The organism is Serratia sp. CY56464, from assembly GCF_052168435.1.
GTDB lineage: Bacteria > Pseudomonadota > Gammaproteobacteria > Enterobacterales > Enterobacteriaceae > Serratia > Serratia marcescens.
Window position 1 is genome coordinate 596920 of record NZ_JBJNMV010000001.1, and the last position, 16280, is coordinate 613199.

Annotated in this window: 17 protein-coding genes; all 17 read right to left on the minus strand. The window is 58.6% G+C overall.

The window, feature by feature from the left end:
• Positions 1–103: 103 nt before the first annotated feature.
• Positions 104–466 carry a hypothetical protein gene (locus ACJ8KE_RS02865; RefSeq protein ID WP_261419352.1) on the minus strand — a complete coding sequence of 121 codons (363 nt, stop codon included), beginning with the start codon at positions 464–466 and terminating at the stop codon, positions 104–106.
• 191 nt (positions 467–657) lie between these two features.
• A complete protein-coding gene (locus ACJ8KE_RS02870; RefSeq protein WP_230328916.1) occupies positions 658–993 on the minus strand; it encodes a T6SS amidase immunity protein Tai4 family protein in 336 nt (111 codons plus the stop codon).
• Between the two features lie 69 nt (positions 994–1062).
• Positions 1063–1398, minus strand: coding sequence for a type VI secretion system amidase immunity protein Tai4 (locus ACJ8KE_RS02875; protein WP_261419351.1), 336 nt, complete (start codon positions 1396–1398; stop codon positions 1063–1065).
• 16 nt (positions 1399–1414) lie between these two features.
• Complete coding sequence (locus ACJ8KE_RS02880) at positions 1415–2209, minus strand: lysozyme inhibitor LprI family protein (protein ID WP_075201885.1); 795 nt, start codon at positions 2207–2209, stop codon at positions 1415–1417.
• Positions 2210–2222: 13 nt separating this feature from the next.
• Entirely contained in the window at positions 2223–3053 is an 831-nt protein-coding gene (locus ACJ8KE_RS02885; protein WP_227818391.1) for a pesticin C-terminus-like muramidase, read from the minus strand.
• Positions 3054–3120: 67 nt separating this feature from the next.
• On the minus strand, positions 3121–3603 hold the full coding sequence (locus ACJ8KE_RS02890) for an Hcp family type VI secretion system effector (protein ID WP_004961372.1): 483 nt from the start codon (positions 3601–3603) through the stop codon (positions 3121–3123).
• A 304-nt stretch (positions 3604–3907) separates the two neighbouring features.
• On the minus strand, positions 3908–5413 hold the full coding sequence (tssC, locus tag ACJ8KE_RS02895; protein ID WP_016927259.1) for a type VI secretion system contractile sheath large subunit: 1506 nt from the start codon (positions 5411–5413) through the stop codon (positions 3908–3910).
• 3 nt (positions 5414–5416) lie between these two features.
• Positions 5417–5953, minus strand: coding sequence for a type VI secretion system contractile sheath small subunit (tssB, locus tag ACJ8KE_RS02900; protein ID WP_016927260.1), 537 nt, complete (start codon positions 5951–5953; stop codon positions 5417–5419).
• Between the two features lie 121 nt (positions 5954–6074).
• Positions 6075–7106 (minus strand): type VI secretion system protein TssA, encoded by a 1032-nt coding sequence (gene tssA, locus ACJ8KE_RS02905; protein WP_049299100.1) that lies wholly within the window; start codon positions 7104–7106, stop codon positions 6075–6077.
• A gap of 23 nt (positions 7107–7129) precedes the next feature.
• Entirely contained in the window at positions 7130–7849 is a 720-nt protein-coding gene (gene tagF / locus ACJ8KE_RS02910; protein WP_028128112.1) for a type VI secretion system-associated protein TagF, read from the minus strand.
• 18 nt (positions 7850–7867) lie between these two features.
• On the minus strand, positions 7868–11503 hold the full coding sequence (gene tssM / locus ACJ8KE_RS02915) for a type VI secretion system membrane subunit TssM (RefSeq protein WP_261419349.1): 3636 nt from the start codon (positions 11501–11503) through the stop codon (positions 7868–7870).
• The gene (locus ACJ8KE_RS02920; RefSeq protein WP_016927264.1) at positions 11503–12705 is read right to left on the minus strand and encodes a DotU family type VI secretion system protein; all 1203 of its coding nucleotides are present in this window, start codon (positions 12703–12705) and stop codon (positions 11503–11505) included. The genes tssM and ACJ8KE_RS02920 overlap by 1 nt, the downstream gene beginning before the upstream one ends.
• A 21-nt stretch (positions 12706–12726) precedes the next feature.
• A complete protein-coding gene (tssK, locus tag ACJ8KE_RS02925) occupies positions 12727–14073 on the minus strand; it encodes a type VI secretion system baseplate subunit TssK (RefSeq protein ID WP_028128110.1) in 1347 nt (448 codons plus the stop codon).
• Positions 14074–14113: 40 nt separating this feature from the next.
• The gene (tssJ, locus tag ACJ8KE_RS02930; protein ID WP_042705419.1) at positions 14114–14644 is read right to left on the minus strand and encodes a type VI secretion system lipoprotein TssJ; all 531 of its coding nucleotides are present in this window, start codon (positions 14642–14644) and stop codon (positions 14114–14116) included.
• 29 nt (positions 14645–14673) lie between these two features.
• On the minus strand, positions 14674–15174 hold the full coding sequence (tagV, locus tag ACJ8KE_RS02935) for a type VI secretion system accessory protein TagV (protein WP_033632731.1): 501 nt from the start codon (positions 15172–15174) through the stop codon (positions 14674–14676).
• 48 nt (positions 15175–15222) lie between these two features.
• A complete protein-coding gene (locus ACJ8KE_RS02940; RefSeq protein WP_004934933.1) occupies positions 15223–15615 on the minus strand; it encodes a DUF4150 domain-containing protein in 393 nt (130 codons plus the stop codon).
• Positions 15616–15631: 16 nt separating this feature from the next.
• Complete coding sequence (locus ACJ8KE_RS02945; protein ID WP_016927268.1) at positions 15632–16267, minus strand: DUF3540 domain-containing protein; 636 nt, start codon at positions 16265–16267, stop codon at positions 15632–15634.
• Positions 16268–16280 lie beyond the last annotated feature (13 nt).

Here is a 16280-nt window from a genome sequence, read left to right on the forward strand (position 1 = left end):
TTTCTTTCCTAAGAGAGATCTTTGAAAGTGAGTGACTAAATTTTTTTTGGTTAACGCATTATATGGTCGAAAACTTCAATGTAATAACGTGAGGCTGTATGTGTCAGGTGATGCCTTTGCTATTGCTATCATTATTCTTACCCTTTTTCTTGTAATAGAGATTAGTCGGTAGTTGAGACAAATAAATCAGGGCGAATATAATACTGGCGTACCATACCTCGTCATAATCTTGGAATTTTATATTGAGCATTGAATCCAGTATCTCAGAACCATAGTTAAATATTAAACCTTGGGTGATGCTTGCAAATAGATTTACTATGGTAACTATCACAAAAAGAGAGTAATATTTTTTATTGTTAACTTTCTGTTTTAGGTGATACAGCCCGACAAAAACTACAACTGACAGGAAAAAGTATAAAAACACAAATGAGTAAGAGTAGGTGGAAAGCGTGACGTCATCGCTCACTGTTTTTTCCTTATCCCAATGCTCTAAAATTCCATATGGTTTGTACTGAGTAATAGAAAGCCAAGGAATATTTTTCCAATGACTGATGATTAATGGTGCTGGTATATTTTCAAGTAATAAATTATAAGTGATAAAATGTAATTAATTTGAGGATGATGGCTGCAAAAAAATGAATTCTATCACTGCGGCTATTACTTTGAGTAACGTTCAAAAATGGTTTCAGCTTCACTGGCGTTCTGCAGTGAAAGACAATCTAAAGTATGGTAAGTCCCTTGAACTGAGCCTTGGCTGTTTTTATTTGCGTACTGTTCAGCCAGTTTTTCACCTTGTTCAAATGCATCCATCGGCAGTTTACTCAATTCTAAATAGGCGGAAGCGGAACGGAAGGCGTCTTGTTTGGTTTTTTCTAAGTCAGTGGACTTCCCAATGCAACGGCTGACTAACCAATTTTTATATAGTGCCTCTTGCGATAAAGCATTGAGCGAGTTTTCAGCAAGGACTACATGGCTTCCGAGCAGCAGAGACATTAAAAAGTACGTGTATCTTCTCATCCGAGATAACCTTTGATATGAGCCGTCGTTTGAGCAACTCTGATATCAGTTGTCGTCTTTCCCTTGGTATTTCTTGATGATAGCTTGCAACGCTTGGCTATGTACAAGATCGATGCACTTGGCCATCGTCATCGGCTCTCCAGACATGCTGTCATAGGGCTTTGCCAGAAATTCTTTTGCCAGCGCCTTGACAGCGGTATGCGCTTCCAGAGAATAATCGCCGAACTCCATGTAACCCCGAGCGGCGGCGGCGGCATCGTTTTTGACTTCTTTTGCTGAGTACCCCTCGGCGATGCAAACGCTAAGCGCGTAGTTTTTGAGGTACTCAGCAGGGGAATACTTTCCGTTGGCGGAAGCTTCAGTATTCAATACCGCCAACATGAGTAGGAACGCAGTTTTAATCGTGTGACGTAAGTGCATCGATTCGTTTTTGCATCGTATCGGCCAGGCAATCTTTGTCATCTCGGCATTTATCCCTTTGCAGTAACCAAGATCTTTGCGTGCTGTTTAAAGAAGCCGCCAGTTTTTTATCCCCTACATCGGTCGCCTGCTTTTTTGCCAACAGCCAAGCTTGGGAAACGCTTTTGTCATAGGCGGATAAATTGAAGTCTGAGCAGATAGTTTTTTCAACAACGCTTGTAGATTTGGCACAGTCGAAAGACGCTGCAGGTTTAGGATCTTTCGGTAACCGTTCTAATTGCAGTAGCGAACCATCGTACCAATTAACCAGCATTTTTTTTGGATTGAGAGCGGCAAAGCTGGAGCCTGCACCATTATCGGATGGGCCGAATGATCCGGAGTGACAAGCGATCTTGAAAAGAGAGACTTCTGCTTGGCCGTTTTCATTCAATGCATAGTTTTTAGCCGAGATGCTTTTATCTCCGCCCATCGACTTACCGATGAATTGATTTAGCGTGCTTCTCTCAATACTTAAGGTTGGCGCTGTGCAGACGTCTTTTTCCGGCAGATTGTTTTCTATTGATTTAGTGGAAATATTGATTACCCTTCCTAGTAATCGAGGGTCGTTAAGTTGATAGCTAAGCGTGCGGGTAGTCTCATTGTCTATGTTGACCTGAGTCACTTGCCATAAGCCATCAATAGTTGATGATGTTGGGGTATTAACGTTTTTTTCTGCTGCACATGCAGTAAGTGAGAAAAATACGCTACTAATTAAAAATGCAGATAATTTCATTGTGGCGAATTCCTTAGCGATAGTTTCCATTTAAATAGAGCTCGACTTCGTAATTTCTTCTGTTTATCAGCCCTTTCATCACTTTTCCACCTGAGGTAATGGCACGTTTTATTTCTGTCATTGCATCAGATATTTTGCTCTGATTAATGAATGCTGCGACGTTGTTGAGTCGACCACCTGGATTATAAGCAAAGGAGACTAACGCATCAAACTCTTGTTGTGTGAGTGGAACAAGAATTTTATTCCTAACAGCTCTTTCATAGGCAGGTACTATAAATTTAAGTAGTTCCGTTTCCTGTGTGTCGGTTAAAACCACTAAATTGTGATTTTCTTTCGCGAAGTCTTTAGCTTGCTGATGATGTAACCCGGCGGCTGCACTGATTTTATCTGCAGTTGCGCTGTCTAATCCAATCGCGATCATGGTATTTTTTATTGATTCTATAGAGCGAGCTTTCATATCATAACCCGGCCCCAGAGTGACCCCGCTTGCACCGCCAGGCCAATGTAGGTGGTTACTTACTCCGCGCCATGCTTCAATATTAAAGATAAACCTTAAACCGCTTTGTGAAATGCCCATAGCTCCGGGACCTTGACGACCTGCACTACCACCGATAGGAGGTTGTGGTGCTCGAGTTTCGACGTGTGAACCCAGGGCTAAGAATGTTTTTCGACCAGCGATGCCGTCAACATGCAGACCTTTTTTACGTTGCACTTTTTTTACTGCTAATTCAGTCTTTAGACCGAATATGCCATCAGAGTTAAGAATAGCCCCCTGTTTATTAAGCAATTCTTGCAATGATTTTACGTGATTTCCTCTGTCACCTTTTCTAATCGCTTTCATCATGATTTCCTTATCTAAAATACATCGCTTGCCAAACCAACCTCCCCATAACGGGGAGGTTGTATAACAATTAAGCTTCGCGGTTTTCCTTGATGTTCCAACCTGCGCTGCTTTCGGCGCCTTTGCCGCCTTTATCGCTCTGCTCCCAGTACTGCTGTTTCACTTTCGCCGCCTGGAAGGAGTAGGTGACGCCCACGGTGTCTTCGCCGCCTGCACCAGTGTACTGCACGGCGGTGACCAGTACGTCGTCCAGGGTGATTTTAACGTACTCAACCTGAGTACCGCCCGCCTTGCAGACAGACAACTCAACCTTGGTCAGGTGCTTACCGCTGGAGCAGTGCTTCAGCAGCGCCGGGGTTGACTTGTCGACCAGCGCGTTGACGTGCAGATCGTTGAAGCACACTTTACCGGCGCCACCGCCGCCGCCAACGCCCATATTGCCCGGTTGAGAAGCGCCCCAGGAGAAAGAAGTAATGTCGGTCCAGCCTTTGTGATTCGAATCTTTAGATTCGCCGCTGGCACCTTCAACTTTCAGGAACATATCAATAGCCATAGTTTCTTCACTCTTTATTAAGGGTTAACAGTAGTATTAACGTTACGTTGAAAAACTCAGGTAATAGCAGCAGGAATTGCAAGTGTGGTAATGCATTACCAATTTATATCCTTGTGCCATGCACCTTCTTAAATACCGAAAACTATCGGTATGGGTTACCGAGCCACTATTAAGTGCTAATGGCTCAATGCTTAATTATTTCGCGTTATCTTGATTCCACGTGCGATCCGGGTTTTCTGCGATAGGCTGACGACGAGGTTGATACATCAGCCAGGCCGCACTACCGCGGCCTGACTTCAGCCCATCAGGACGCGTCGTTTTGTTTCAGCGAAGGCAGCTTCGACACCAGGCGCAGGGAGACGGTCAGGCCTTCCAGCTGGTAGTGCGGGCGCAGGAAGAACTTGGCGCTGTAATAGCCCGGGTTGTCTTCGATCTCTTCCACCTGCACTTCCGCCGCGGCCAGCGGTTTGCGCGACTTGGTTTCCTGCGAGGAGTTGGCCGGATCGCCGTCCACGTAGTTCATGATCCAGTCGTTCAGCCAGCGCTCCATGTCGTCGCGCTCGCGGAAGGAACCAATTTTATCGCGCACGATGCACTTCAGGTAATGCGCGAAGCGGCAGCAGGCGAACAGATACGGCAGGCGCGCGGAAAGCTGGGCGTTGGCGGAGGCGTCGGCGTCGTAGTATTCCGCCGGTTTCTGCAGCGACTGCGCGCCGATAAAGGCGGCGAAGTCGGAGTTTTTGCGGTGCACCAGCGGCATAAAGCCGTTTTTGGCCAGCTCGGCTTCGCGGCGGTCGCTGATGGCGATCTCGGTCGGGCACTTCATGTCCACGCCGCCGTCGTCGCTCGGGAAGGTGTGGCACGGCAGGTTTTCCACCGCGCCGCCGGACTCCACCCCGCGAATGGCGGTGCACCAGCCGAACTCTTTGAACGAACGGTTGATGTTGGCGGCCATGGCGTAGGCGGCGTTGGTCCAGGTGTAGTTGCCGTGGGTCGCGCCGTCGGTGTCTTCTTCGAAGTCAAACTCGTCCACCGGGTTGGTGCGGATGCCGTACGGCAGGCGCGCCAGGAAGCGCGGCATCACCAGCCCCAGGTAGCGCGCGTCTTCCGACTCACGCAGGCTGCGCCAGGCGGCGTACTCGGTGTTCTGGAAAATCTTGGTCAGATCGCGCGGGTTGGAGAGCTCCTGCCAGGACTCCATCTGCATCACGCTCGGCGCGGTGCCGGCGATGAACGGGCAGTGCGAGGCGGCGCCGATCTTGGCCATTTCGCCCAGCAGCTCCACGTCCTGCGGGCTGTGATCGAAGTAGTAGTCGCCCACCAGGCAGCCGAACGGTTCGCCGCCGAACTGGCCATACTCTTCTTCGTAGACTTTCTTGAAGATCGGGCTCTGATCCCAGCCCACACCTTTATAGCGCTTCAGCGTGCGGCCCAGCTCCTGCTTGGAAATGCTCATGAAGCGGATCTTCAGCATCTCGTCGGTTTCAGAGTTGTTGACCAGGTAGTGCAGGCCGTGCCACGCGCCTTCCAGCTTCTGGAAATCGTCGTGGTGAATGATCTGGTTGATCTGCTGCGACAGCTTTTCGTCGATTTCCGCGATCAGCGCCTGGATGGTGCGGTAGGCGTCGGAAGAAACGGTGACGGTATTTTCCAGCGCCTGCTGCGCCAGGGTTTTCACCGCGTTCTCGACTGCTTCTTTGGCCTGGTCGGTCTTTGGCCGGAACTCTTTGTTCAACAGCGCGCTGAATTCATCGCTGGAAAAAGTCTCGGTGGTTTGCAACGCATTCTGTTGCTGAGGCGAGTTGCTCATCGATTAATCCTCACGCTCGTTGTTGTCATCGTTAACCGCCGGCTTCGGCGCGTCGGTCAGGGATTGCAGCAGCGCCGGGTTTTGCAGGATCTTGGAGATCAGCTCTTCGGCGCCGTTCTTGCCGTCCATGTAGGACAGCAGGTTGGAAAGCTGGGTGCGCGCATCCAGCAGATTGTCCAGCGCGTCGACCTTGCGGGCGATAGCGGCGGGGGAGAAGTCTTCCATGCTTTCGAAGGTCAGATCGATGTTCAGCTTGCCTTCGCCGGTCAGGGTGTTGTCAACCTGGTAAGCGACGCGCGGTTTCAGCGACTTCATACGCTCGTCGAAGTTGTCGACGTCGATTTCCATGAACTTGCGTTCTTCCACGCTGGCTTGCGGATCGACCGCTTTCCCCACCAGATCCGCCATCACGCCCATCACGAACGGCAGCTGGATTTTGCGCTCTGCGCCATAAATTTCGACATCGTATTCAATCTGTACGCGCGGCGCGCGGTTGCGGGCGATGAATTTTTGCCCGCTGCGGGATTTCGAGTTTGACATGATTTACTCCATCTAATGGCGATTGGGAACGCGCCTCGTCCGGCTGGGAGAGTCAGGTTCTGATTCGGGTCTGCGCAGGGGCAGACGGTATCGGATGCGTCAAGAGAACAAAGGTCGGCGGCTAGCTGTTCTCCTCGTTGTCGGGGCGACCGAGAATGGTCTCCAGTTGGTTAAGCCCATCGGGCGCCAAATCGCGGACGATTTGCATAAAGTCCAGCGTAATCAACCGCTGAACCCGATCGATCATCAGCGGCGCCGGGTGGCTCGGCTCATGAAGACGAAAATAATTTTTCACCTTATCCAGCATCAACTGGGCATCGTCGCGCGACTGGATCTGCGCGCTGCGCCAGTTGAGCGGGGCAGTGGCGCTCTGTACGGCGGCCGGTTGCTGCATGGCCGCCGTTTCAGGCGTCGCGTCCGCTTCGGCGGCGGCGGGCGCCTCGCTCTGGCCGGCGAGCGCCACCAGAGAAAACACCTTGGTCAGCGCGCTCATTTCCGGCAGCGCGCTTTCCCCCAGATGGCGGGTCACTTCGCTGCGGATGGCGCTCAGGGTGTTGGCGATGCGCGTCACCAAGGCGCCCTCGGGGCGATCCTGCTGCGCCAGTTCATCCTGCAGCCGCGCGCGGCCGCCGGGAAAGTTGGGGCACTCCTGCTTGCTGCCGTCGAGCAAGGCGCCGGCATCGCGCAGCGAGATTTCTCCGGCGGCGCTTTTCAGCAGCGGGGCGGCGCGCACGCTGGCGGCCAGCGCGGCCTTGTCGCCAAGGTCGGCCAGCGCGTTGATGCGAAACAGCGGGTCGGCTTCCCCATCGAACTCCAGCGGCGGCTGCAGGGTGTCCCAGTAACGGGTCATCGACTGGTGGACCAGCGTCAGCCCGTCGGCGTAGCCCGGCAACCCGCGCAGCTGGGTCCAGGCGCGGGTGAGATACAGCATGACGCGCAGGTCTTTGGTGCGCGTCAGCAGCGAGGTCGCGAGGCGTTCGACCTGCACCCAGTCCGGCGCTTCTTCCGGAATGATGGTGCTGCCGAACTGTTGTTCGGCCTTGCCGGTGGCGGCTTGTTCCATCGCCAGAAAGTCGGCGTCGTATTCCAGGTTGTCGCCGCAGGGATTGTCCGCGTCAACCGGGGCCAGCAGGGTATCGGTATCGATAGCCATAAAATTTCCTTCAACGAACGATGTTAATCAAACATTTGCGGGTACTGGCCGCCGCGGCCGGGGCGCGCCCAGCCGTTGGGCTCGAACAGCAGTGAAAACAGCTGCACGGTGAGGTTGCCGCTGTGCACGTGGGTGTAGAGCGGGTGTCCGTCTGCCTGATTGGTCCACCAGAAGCTGGTGTACTGCGCCGGATCGAAGCAGTCGGCGGCCTGTTGCCAGCCGAGGCCCGGCACGTCCGGATGCTGGAAACCGATAATCGACAATATTTCGGAATCCGCTTCCGCCGGCGGGCTGGGCAGCGCCGGGATCGCCTGCAACGCGCGGTCGATCTGCTCGGCGGAGAAACCGTTGCGCACGCCGTTCAGCAGGGTATGACCGAGCTGTTGGTACCAACTCGCCGCCATGTTCAACTGTTGCGATCGCCAATCCTGCTGGCTGAACAGGCGCAGCGCGCAGATCGGGTAGCGCCGCCCGACACGGTCGCGCGCCGGCAACAGGCAGCCCATCTGCACGTACTGGCTGCCGAGCGTGGCGGGGATCACGAAGTTCCACACCGGCGCGTTGCTGAATGGGTGATCGTTAGGCCCTTGCGCATCGCGCTGCAAATTCACCAGCCCGTTATGGAACCAGTGGGCCCAGTTGTTGACCACCGGATCGGGCAAGCGGCGTTGCAGGAAATCGCCGGCGGAGGGGAGTTTGCCGTACCAGCCAATGCTCGTCGGGGCGCTTGAATCAGTGCTCATGGTCATGTCCTTTCGGGGCTACGGGCACGAGAAGGCCGGCAGTTGGAACGGATTGCGGATGCTGTTGGGCGTAAACTCCAGCGTGACGCGGTGGCCGTCGAGATTGAAGGTCGCCTGACGGCCGAGGCCGGCGGTGCCCGACGATTGCGCCATGTCCACCAGACGGTTCAGCGCCCACGGCCCGCTGGTCACCAGACTGGCCGTGGTGCCGTTGGCCAGCGCCAGCTGCAGATGCACCTGGTTGGTATTGCGGGTGCCCGGCCAACTGACCACCAGCGGCACCTGTGGGCCGTGGCTGTATTTGAACAGCTGCCCGTCGATATCCAGCGTCAGGTTGAGGATGTCGTTATCCATCCGCACCGGCCGCACGGTCACGCGGTAAGAGGGCGTCGCGGTGCCGTTGGCGAAAAAGGCGTCGCGGATGCGCTGCGCCTGCTGGAACGAGCGCAGGATACCTTCGCCACCGGGCAGCGTCTTGCCGTCCACGCCGGGGGTGAAACGCCAGTTGGCGCGGGTGGTGTCGACCTTGCCCTGCAGGTTGTCGCGGAAGAAGCTGTCCATCAGCCCGCTGTTCGGTGCGAACATGCGCGCCAGATCGTCCGGCGTCACTTCCTGGCGCGCCCGGGCCACCAGCGGATAACGCCCGGCGATCGCCTGGCGGCAGAAGCTGCCGACCTCGAAGCTGATGCGTTTTTTCACGTTCTCCATCTCTTTGCGCTGGGTGTCGCTGCTGGCGCCGATCGCCAGCGACAGCAGCATCTGTTTGAACGGCACCGGCAAGCGGCCGGACTCGGCCTGCAGGCGCGGGATGATGTCGCTCGGCGGCGCCGACATGCCGCTGTTGGCCGCGCCCTGAACCGCCGTCAGATAGCTGTACAGCTCATCGACCTGCTTCAGCACGCTGTCGAAAGGGATCGCCTTATTGCCTTCGCCCTGGCTTTGCGCCAGCTCCAGCAGCGGCGCGAAGTGCGCCATCACCAGCTGTTCCGGCTGGGCCGACACGTCGCCGTCGGCGTTGGCCGGCCGGTTGGTGAACAGCGCCTCCAGCGTGCGGTTGGCGTTTTGGTTCAGCCTGTCTTCGGTTTTGGCCAGCAGCGAGCGGGAGTCGGCGTCGCTTTTCTCGTCGCGCAGGGTGACGTTTTTGCTGACGTTGACCAGCAGGTTGCGCATCGGCGACGGATTGCCGGACAACAGGCGCGCGCTGCTGATGCGCTGGGTCAGGTTGCCGATGTTGGCCAGTTGGATATCCCCCAGCAGCTCATCCCAGGCGCTGATGAAGTCCTGCATGTACAGCTGGCGGATGGTCTTGGTCAAATCGGCGCTCTTCTGCTCCGGCGTCTGGCTGTTCAACACCCAGACGTCTTCCTTACGCAGGGTGTCGGTCACCGGGTCGATGTTGTCGTTGAACGCTTTCCAGTACCCTTGTGAGGTGAACAGGCCCGGCACGCCGTCGGTGACCGGTTTGCCGCTTTTGCGGCTGAACGCCAGCTCGGTTTGCGGGCCGGCCAAATCGACCAGGCTGACCGGCTTGATGTCGGTCTGTTTCAGCAGCAGGCGCTTGAGGCGGCCATAGACGCGCTGCGACAGCGGCGCCCGGTTGATGGCGGCCTGCGCCTGCGCCACCAGCTGTTCGTCTTTGGCGTAGGGCGAGGCCTGGATCTGCGCATCCAGCAGTTGGCTCAGGTGCCATTCGATCTGTTGCAGCTGTTTTTGGGTGCTGCCCTGCGGCAGGTTGCGCTGCAGGTTGAGCATCACCCAGGCGCGCAGGAATTTGCCGTCGTACTGCTTCGGCAGATACAGCATCTGGTAGGCCTTCAATGCTTCATAGCTGAAGTCCGCGTCGCCGTGGTTATCGTTGCGCAGCGTGGTGGCGATCTGTTGCGCCACCTGCGGCAGCAGCAGCTCTTTCAGCGCTTTTTGGTACAGGGCATTGCCGGCGTCACCGACCTGATCGCCGCGGAACAGCCCCATGCGGTAGGTGAACGGCGGATCGTCCAGCGAAAAGTTCTGGCTGTCCGGCAGGTGCAGCAGGCTGTTGAGGAACGGCAGCAGCGAGAACATGTCGCCGTTGCCCACCTGCGTCAGGCTTTGCCCCTGGCGCTCGACGCCGGGCACCTTGGCGGCCACTTCCGTCAGATAGGCCTTGTTGTTGCCATAGCTGGTGAACCAGAGCATCGCCAGCACCGCCAGGACCACCGCCAGCGCGATGTAACCCGCCCAGTGCAGGGCGCGGTTGCGATATTCCCACCAGCGGTTGCTGCCCGCCAGCCCGGACTCCTGGAAGACCACCGATTCCAGCGTCTCTTTCAGGAAGAAGCTCTGGCCCTTGGCCGCCGGGATTGGCGTTTCTTGGCCCACGCTGTCCCAGGCGGTGTTGGTCTGCGCCCCTGAGTTTGCCGTTGGCAGCTGCAGGTAGCGGTTCAGCTCGCCCATCACTCGGTCGAACGGTAGGCCTTCCTGGGTGCCGCTGGTGAAATAGATGCCGCGCGGGGTAAAGCGGGTTTCAAAACTGGAGGTAGCGAACACCTGATCCAGATAGTGGCTCAGCAGCGGGCGCAGCGCGGCGAATTCTTGCGGGAACAGGTAGCTTTCGGCGCGCTGGCGCGCGTCGTGTTCCATCAGCAGCGTATCCGGCAGCGCCGCGTCCAACCGCTGTTGCAACAGGGCGTAGTGCTGTTCGAAGGCGGCGTTCAGGTTGAAGTCCGGCTGCCGCGAGCGCTCGTAAGGGAAGGTGAACCCCCAGATCTGGTCGCGCTGCGCTTTGTCGAAGCTGCCGAAATAGGCCATAAAGCCGTTGAGCAGGTCGGTTTTGGTCACCAGCACATAGACCGGGAAGTGAATGCCCAGCTGTTCATGCAGTTCGATCAGGCGTTTGCGCAGCGCGCTGGCCTGGGCGGCGCGCGCTTCGGCGCTGTCGCTCAGCAGATCGGCGACGCTGATGGTGACCATCACGCCGTTGATTGGCTGGCGGGTGCGATATTTTTTCAGCAGCGCGACAAAGCTTTGCCATTCGCCGGCGTCTTCTTCGCGCTGGCTTTCCTGGGTGGTGTAGCGGCCGGCGGTGTCGAGCAGCACGGCGTCGTTGGTAAACCACCAGTCGCAGTTGCGGGTGCCGCCCACGCCGCGCAGCGCGGATTTGCCGAAGCGATCCGCCAGCGGGAAGTGCAGGCCGGAATTGACCAGCGCGGTGGTTTTGCCGGCGCCGGGCGCGCCGATGATCACATACCACGGCAGCTGGTAGAGGTATTGGCGGCTAAAGCGGGTCATCCAGCGGTGTTTGCCGTCGCCCTGGCCCGGTGCGAAGCGCGCCTTTTTCAGCAGCTGCGCCGCTTCATCGAAGCGCTGCGCCAGCTGATCGTCTTGTTTAACCTCGGGCTTGCCGTCTTCCGCCGGCACCGTTTCGGCGGTGCGCAGGTTGCTCAGCAGGCGGCTGTTGAACCAGGCGCTGTAGAGGCGCGGGATCAGGCGGCACAGGAACCAGATCAGGTAGATGACGCCAATGGCGATCTGGCGGTTGAGTTCCGGCTCCAGCGGGCGATAGTCGCCGATGGCCACCAGCGGGCCGATCATCCAGATGATGAACGCCAGCGCGGTAATGCCGACAAAGCCCCACAGCAGGCGGCTGGTGATGATGGAGAATAACGTACTGAGCATTACTTTCCGGTTCCTTGCGGCAAGCCGTTGATTTCCGCCTGGGTGTTTTCCGGGGCGACCAACAGCGTAATTTCTACCCGGCGGTTCAACGCGCGGTTCACTTTGTTATCGTTCGGCGCGACGGGGTTGCTCTCGCCGCGGCCCTCGGCCTTGACCCGCTGCGGGTTGGCGAGGTGTTTTTGCAAGCGGGCGCTGACCGCTTCGGCGCGCGCCAGCGACAGCTCCCAGTTGGAGGCGAAACGGGCGCTGCGGATCGGCACGTTGTCGCTGTAGCCGGTGACCAGGATTTTGCCGCTGACGCCGTTCATGGCGGCGGCGATGCGGTCGATGACCGGGATATAGTTGGCGCGCACCGTGGTGGCGGCGGAGTCGAACAGCCCGTCGCCTTTGAGGATCACCACGCTTTGCTGCGCTTCGTCGCGCACCACCACCAATCCTTCGGCGATCTCCTTGCGCAGGAAGCTTTTCAGGCTCAGCGTCGGCGGCGCGGCCGGCGCCGGGTTACCGATCGCCACCTGCGGCAGATTGGTTTGGTAAATCGCCGCCAGCACCGGGCTGGTGTTGTCGCCCAGCCGCCAGTTGAGGGCGATAAACAGCAGCGAAGCCAGGAAGCCGGTCAGCGCCACGCAGGCCCACAGCGGCACCAGCGGGCGCCACAGTTTTTGCTGTACCGGCAGATCCAGCGCATGAGGCGACAGGGGAGGGGCGTAGCCGCCGCGCACCGTCCGGATCAGCTGCAGCAGACGCTGTTTCATGGTTTCCAGCTGAGAACGGCCGTTTTCCATGACCCGATAGCGGCCTTCAAAGCCCAGCAGCAGGCAATAATTGATCAGCTCCAGCAGGTTGATGTGCTCACGCGGGCTCTGCGACAGCTTGGCCAGCAGCTGGAAAAACTTTTCGCCGCCCCAGGTTTCGTTATGGAAGGTCACCAGCAGCCCGCTGCCGGACCACACGCTGTTGCTGCCCCACGGGGTCAGCGCCGCCGCTTCATCCAGCGCGGTGCACAGGCAATAACGCGCGCCGATGATCACTTCGTACGGCAGATTGGCGCGTTGGCCGCGGATCTCGAAGCGGCGCATTTCGTCGATCAGCTGTTGGCGCAGCTGCGCCGGGTTGGCGTGCGTAGCCGACTGGCGGATCTGCGAAATGGCGTTCAGCAGCGGGTTGGCGGCGTCCACCAGCGGATTGGCCGCCGGCGCCATGCTATTTTCCTGAGTCATAGGTTACCGGTCCGTATGGCTGCGAATCGCCCAAAATTCCATGTCCAGCCCCGGGAACTCGCCGGCCAGGTGCAGGGCGAAGGCGCTGGATTTTTCCATCTGTTTCCACAGGTCGCCGCCTTTTTCCAGCTCGAAATAGGTGTAGCCGGCGTGATAGGGGATCTGACGCGGCGCGGCGGGCATGGTGCGCAGGCCGATGCCCGGCAGCTGCAGCTGCACCAGATCGCGGATGCGCGTGACCGGGGCGATCTTCATCTGCGCCGGGAAGTGGGTCAGCAACACCTCGGCGGCCACGTCGGCGCGCACCGCCAACACGAAGCCGAAGTCGCGCATCATTTTGGCGTCCTGCACGGTGGCGACGTTCAGCCCGTGGGATCGTTCGACCAGGGTCAGCTGAATGGCGTTGTCTTCCAGCACCACCGACAATCCTTGACGCAGCAACAGCATCAGCTTGCCGAAGCACAGCGCCAGGTTGTCGTGGTCGTACACCGGCAGGCGGCCTTCCGGGGTGCGCTGCGCCGAGAAGCTGGCGAGCTCGGTGGCGAACTGCAGCCAATCGGCGAACAGGCGCTCCGGGTGCAGATGGTCGAGGTGATAGGCATGGCTCACCTGGCCAAGATGGCGGTTGATCAGCTGCAGCAGCATGAAATCGACCATTTCGGAACTGCCGCCGCGCCCCGGCTGCAGCAGGCGCTGGCTCATCTGCTGGCTGCGCTGTTGCAGCAGGCCCTGCAGATCGTTGATGAAGGTCTTCAGTACCGGGTTGCCCTGGCAGTTCAGCATCGGCGGGATCTGTGCGGTATCGAGACGCAGGCTGTTGTCGCCGCGCTTTTCCAGCACGCGGGTAACGCCGAGCGCCGTCCATTCGGCGTTGAGTTCACTCTCCAGCATCAGCCGCAGGCGCAGGCGGCCAAATTGCAGCGCCGCGCTGCCCACCGAGACGGCATTAAGATCGTCGACTTCGTTCTCGTAAGCCAGATAGCGCGCCAGCGCCTCCGGGCTTTCCTGAAAGATCACGTCTTCACGCCCTGCGCGGTAAGTCGGCAGGGCCAGCACCACGTTTTCACCGGTCTTGTTTTCGGCGATGCTCAGCGGCGCGGGCGCCTGCTGGGCGCCGGCAAAGCGAAACGGCGTGCCGTCCGGCATGATGCCGCTGGCGGCGTTGAGCGCAATCTTGCCCTGGCGCAGCAGCGTTTGGTCCAGATCCAGGGTGAGGAACCCCCAGAAACAGCCGCTGTGGGCCTGACCCCAGTTGCGCATATAGCCTTCGAGATAGTTTTCCGCCTGCTGGAAATGGTGAGGGCGCAAAAACATCCCCTCAGTCCAGACAACCTTATGAGCATCTTTCATCATCACACCTATAGTTACTTCGCTTCAGCGCAGCGGTAGGTCAGTCGACCTTTTTTACGGGACGCAGGCCATTCACGCCCGCGACGATATGCGCTTCCAGCTCATCCGGCGAGAATTGCCATACCTTGTAGAAATTGGTTTCGGTGGGCTCCGGCAGCGGCAGCGAAATGCGCCAGGTCTTGCCGTCCAGGTTTTGATACTCGGCGATTACGCCGATGTAACGTGCGTCCAACGCGCTTTGCCCGCCGAGCGTCTTGCCGGTCTGGCCCGGCGTCAGGAAGAACTGATCGCTGTCCAGCAGGCTATTGCCGAGCACGCTTTTGGCGTCGTTTTGCAGACTGAAGAAGTCGGCATCCATGAATTCCGCATCCGAACGCAGCAGCAGCACGCGAATTTTTATCGGCGCCGGTTGCGCGCCGGCGGCGGCGTTGACCTGGCGATCGGCATCGAACACCAGGCTGTAGCGCGACGGCACGCTTTTGGCGGAAGACATGCAGCCGCCGAGCGCCAACGCGCCCAGCAGCAGAAACAGCATCCCGCACCAGCGGGAAGCGATAGGGGTCGTCATCATGGGAATCTCGTCGCCCGCAGGCGTACTGACTACTGGAGGATCCAGGTGGCTGAGCCGGCGTTTTTACACGCCTTGCTGTCGCCGCCGACTTTGACGCAGTCCTGTTTGGCGGCGCGCGCGCGGCGCGGCAGATCTTTGCGCAGCGTCGATTTGTAGCGCGCTTCCGGCACGCCGGCGTTGGCCTGGATATAACCCACCAGATCGCCGCCGCGGATGGCGGAGATCGCCAGCCAATTGTTTTCCACTTCGCCCAGCGCGTAGAACGCGGCGGCGTTGTCCAGGCTGCCGACGGCGGTGCCGGTATAATCGGGGCTGCTCATGATGCTGGCGGCGTACAGACTGCGGTATTCCTCACCGATCGGTTTGAACTGTTTCGGCGCGCTCACCGCGGCGCGGTGCTTTAGCGTGACGCCATTGACTTCACTGCTGACGATGGCGTCGTTATTGAGCGCCGGCGGCGGTGGCGGCGGGGTAGAGCAACCGGCAAGCGTCAGGGCGGTCAGCAGCGTCAGGGTAATCCGTGTTTTCACAATGTCCTCTTCTTCTTGATTGAATGGCTGTGTAATAAGGCGCCGTCATCAGGGCGCAAGCAGCAACACTTTTAATTGGCTCGGCACGATGCGCATGCCGAGCGCGTTGGTGGAATTCTGCAGGCTGAGGCTGGTCAGCCGGGTGGCCGGGGTGCCTTTGAGCAGCACGGTAAAGGCGCCGGTCAGGTGGCGGGACGGCCCCATCACCGTCCCGGAAGCGACCCCGGTGGCCACGCCGGGGTTGTCGCCGTTGGTCAGCGGCGTCACCGTCGCCATGTTGTGCGCCGGGGTGCCGACGAACAGAATATTGAATGCGTTCGGGATGGCGGTCGGCGCGAGGGCGATATCCGGGTAGGGCACGGGCACCGGCGCCGGGCTTGGCGTCAGACAGACGTCGGGAAACGCCAGGTCCACGCCGATCATTTGGCTGTTGGCAAACATAAAAGGCCTCCGCAGGTTATCCGACGTGGATTTGTTCCGAATCCAGCTTGGTGATGTCTTTCGAGGTAATCAGCGTGTTGCGGGCATGAATGCGGGCGTAATCTTCCGCCTGGTAATCCAGCTGCCCGGCGCGAACGTGCTCGGTTTGGCGCACTTTGCGGAACAGCGAATGGCTGATCTGGCTGACTGAATGCCACAGCGACTCGCAGCGTTTGCCGACCAGGCGGCTGAGGCTGACGAAGGCCGACAGCTCTTCGCCGCTGTATTTCATCTTGTCGACGTGGCAGTCGCCGCTGTTCGCCTGCAGCGTCATGGCGTCGCCGCTCAGGTTCAGCGCCTGCGCGCCGTGCAGCGACAGCGAACCGTTCGGCGTTTCAATCTGCAGATCGCCTGCGACGCAGAGCCGCGCCGCGTTTTGCGGTTCCGCACGTTCGAGGACGGCGATCGCCCACAGCTGGTGGCCGCAGCCGGCGACCAGCACGTTATCGCCGAGGGCCGGCGTCAGCAGGCAGCTCGCCGCCCGGCGGCAATGCCAGCCGCGGCCTTCGCACTCCACCACCAGGCTGCCGTCCGGCAACAGATTGACGATCTGGCCGGCGGCCTGCTGGGGCGGTGCGATGTTGACGGCGCGAGTTGTGTTGGCAACGCTCATGGTGATCCCCTCG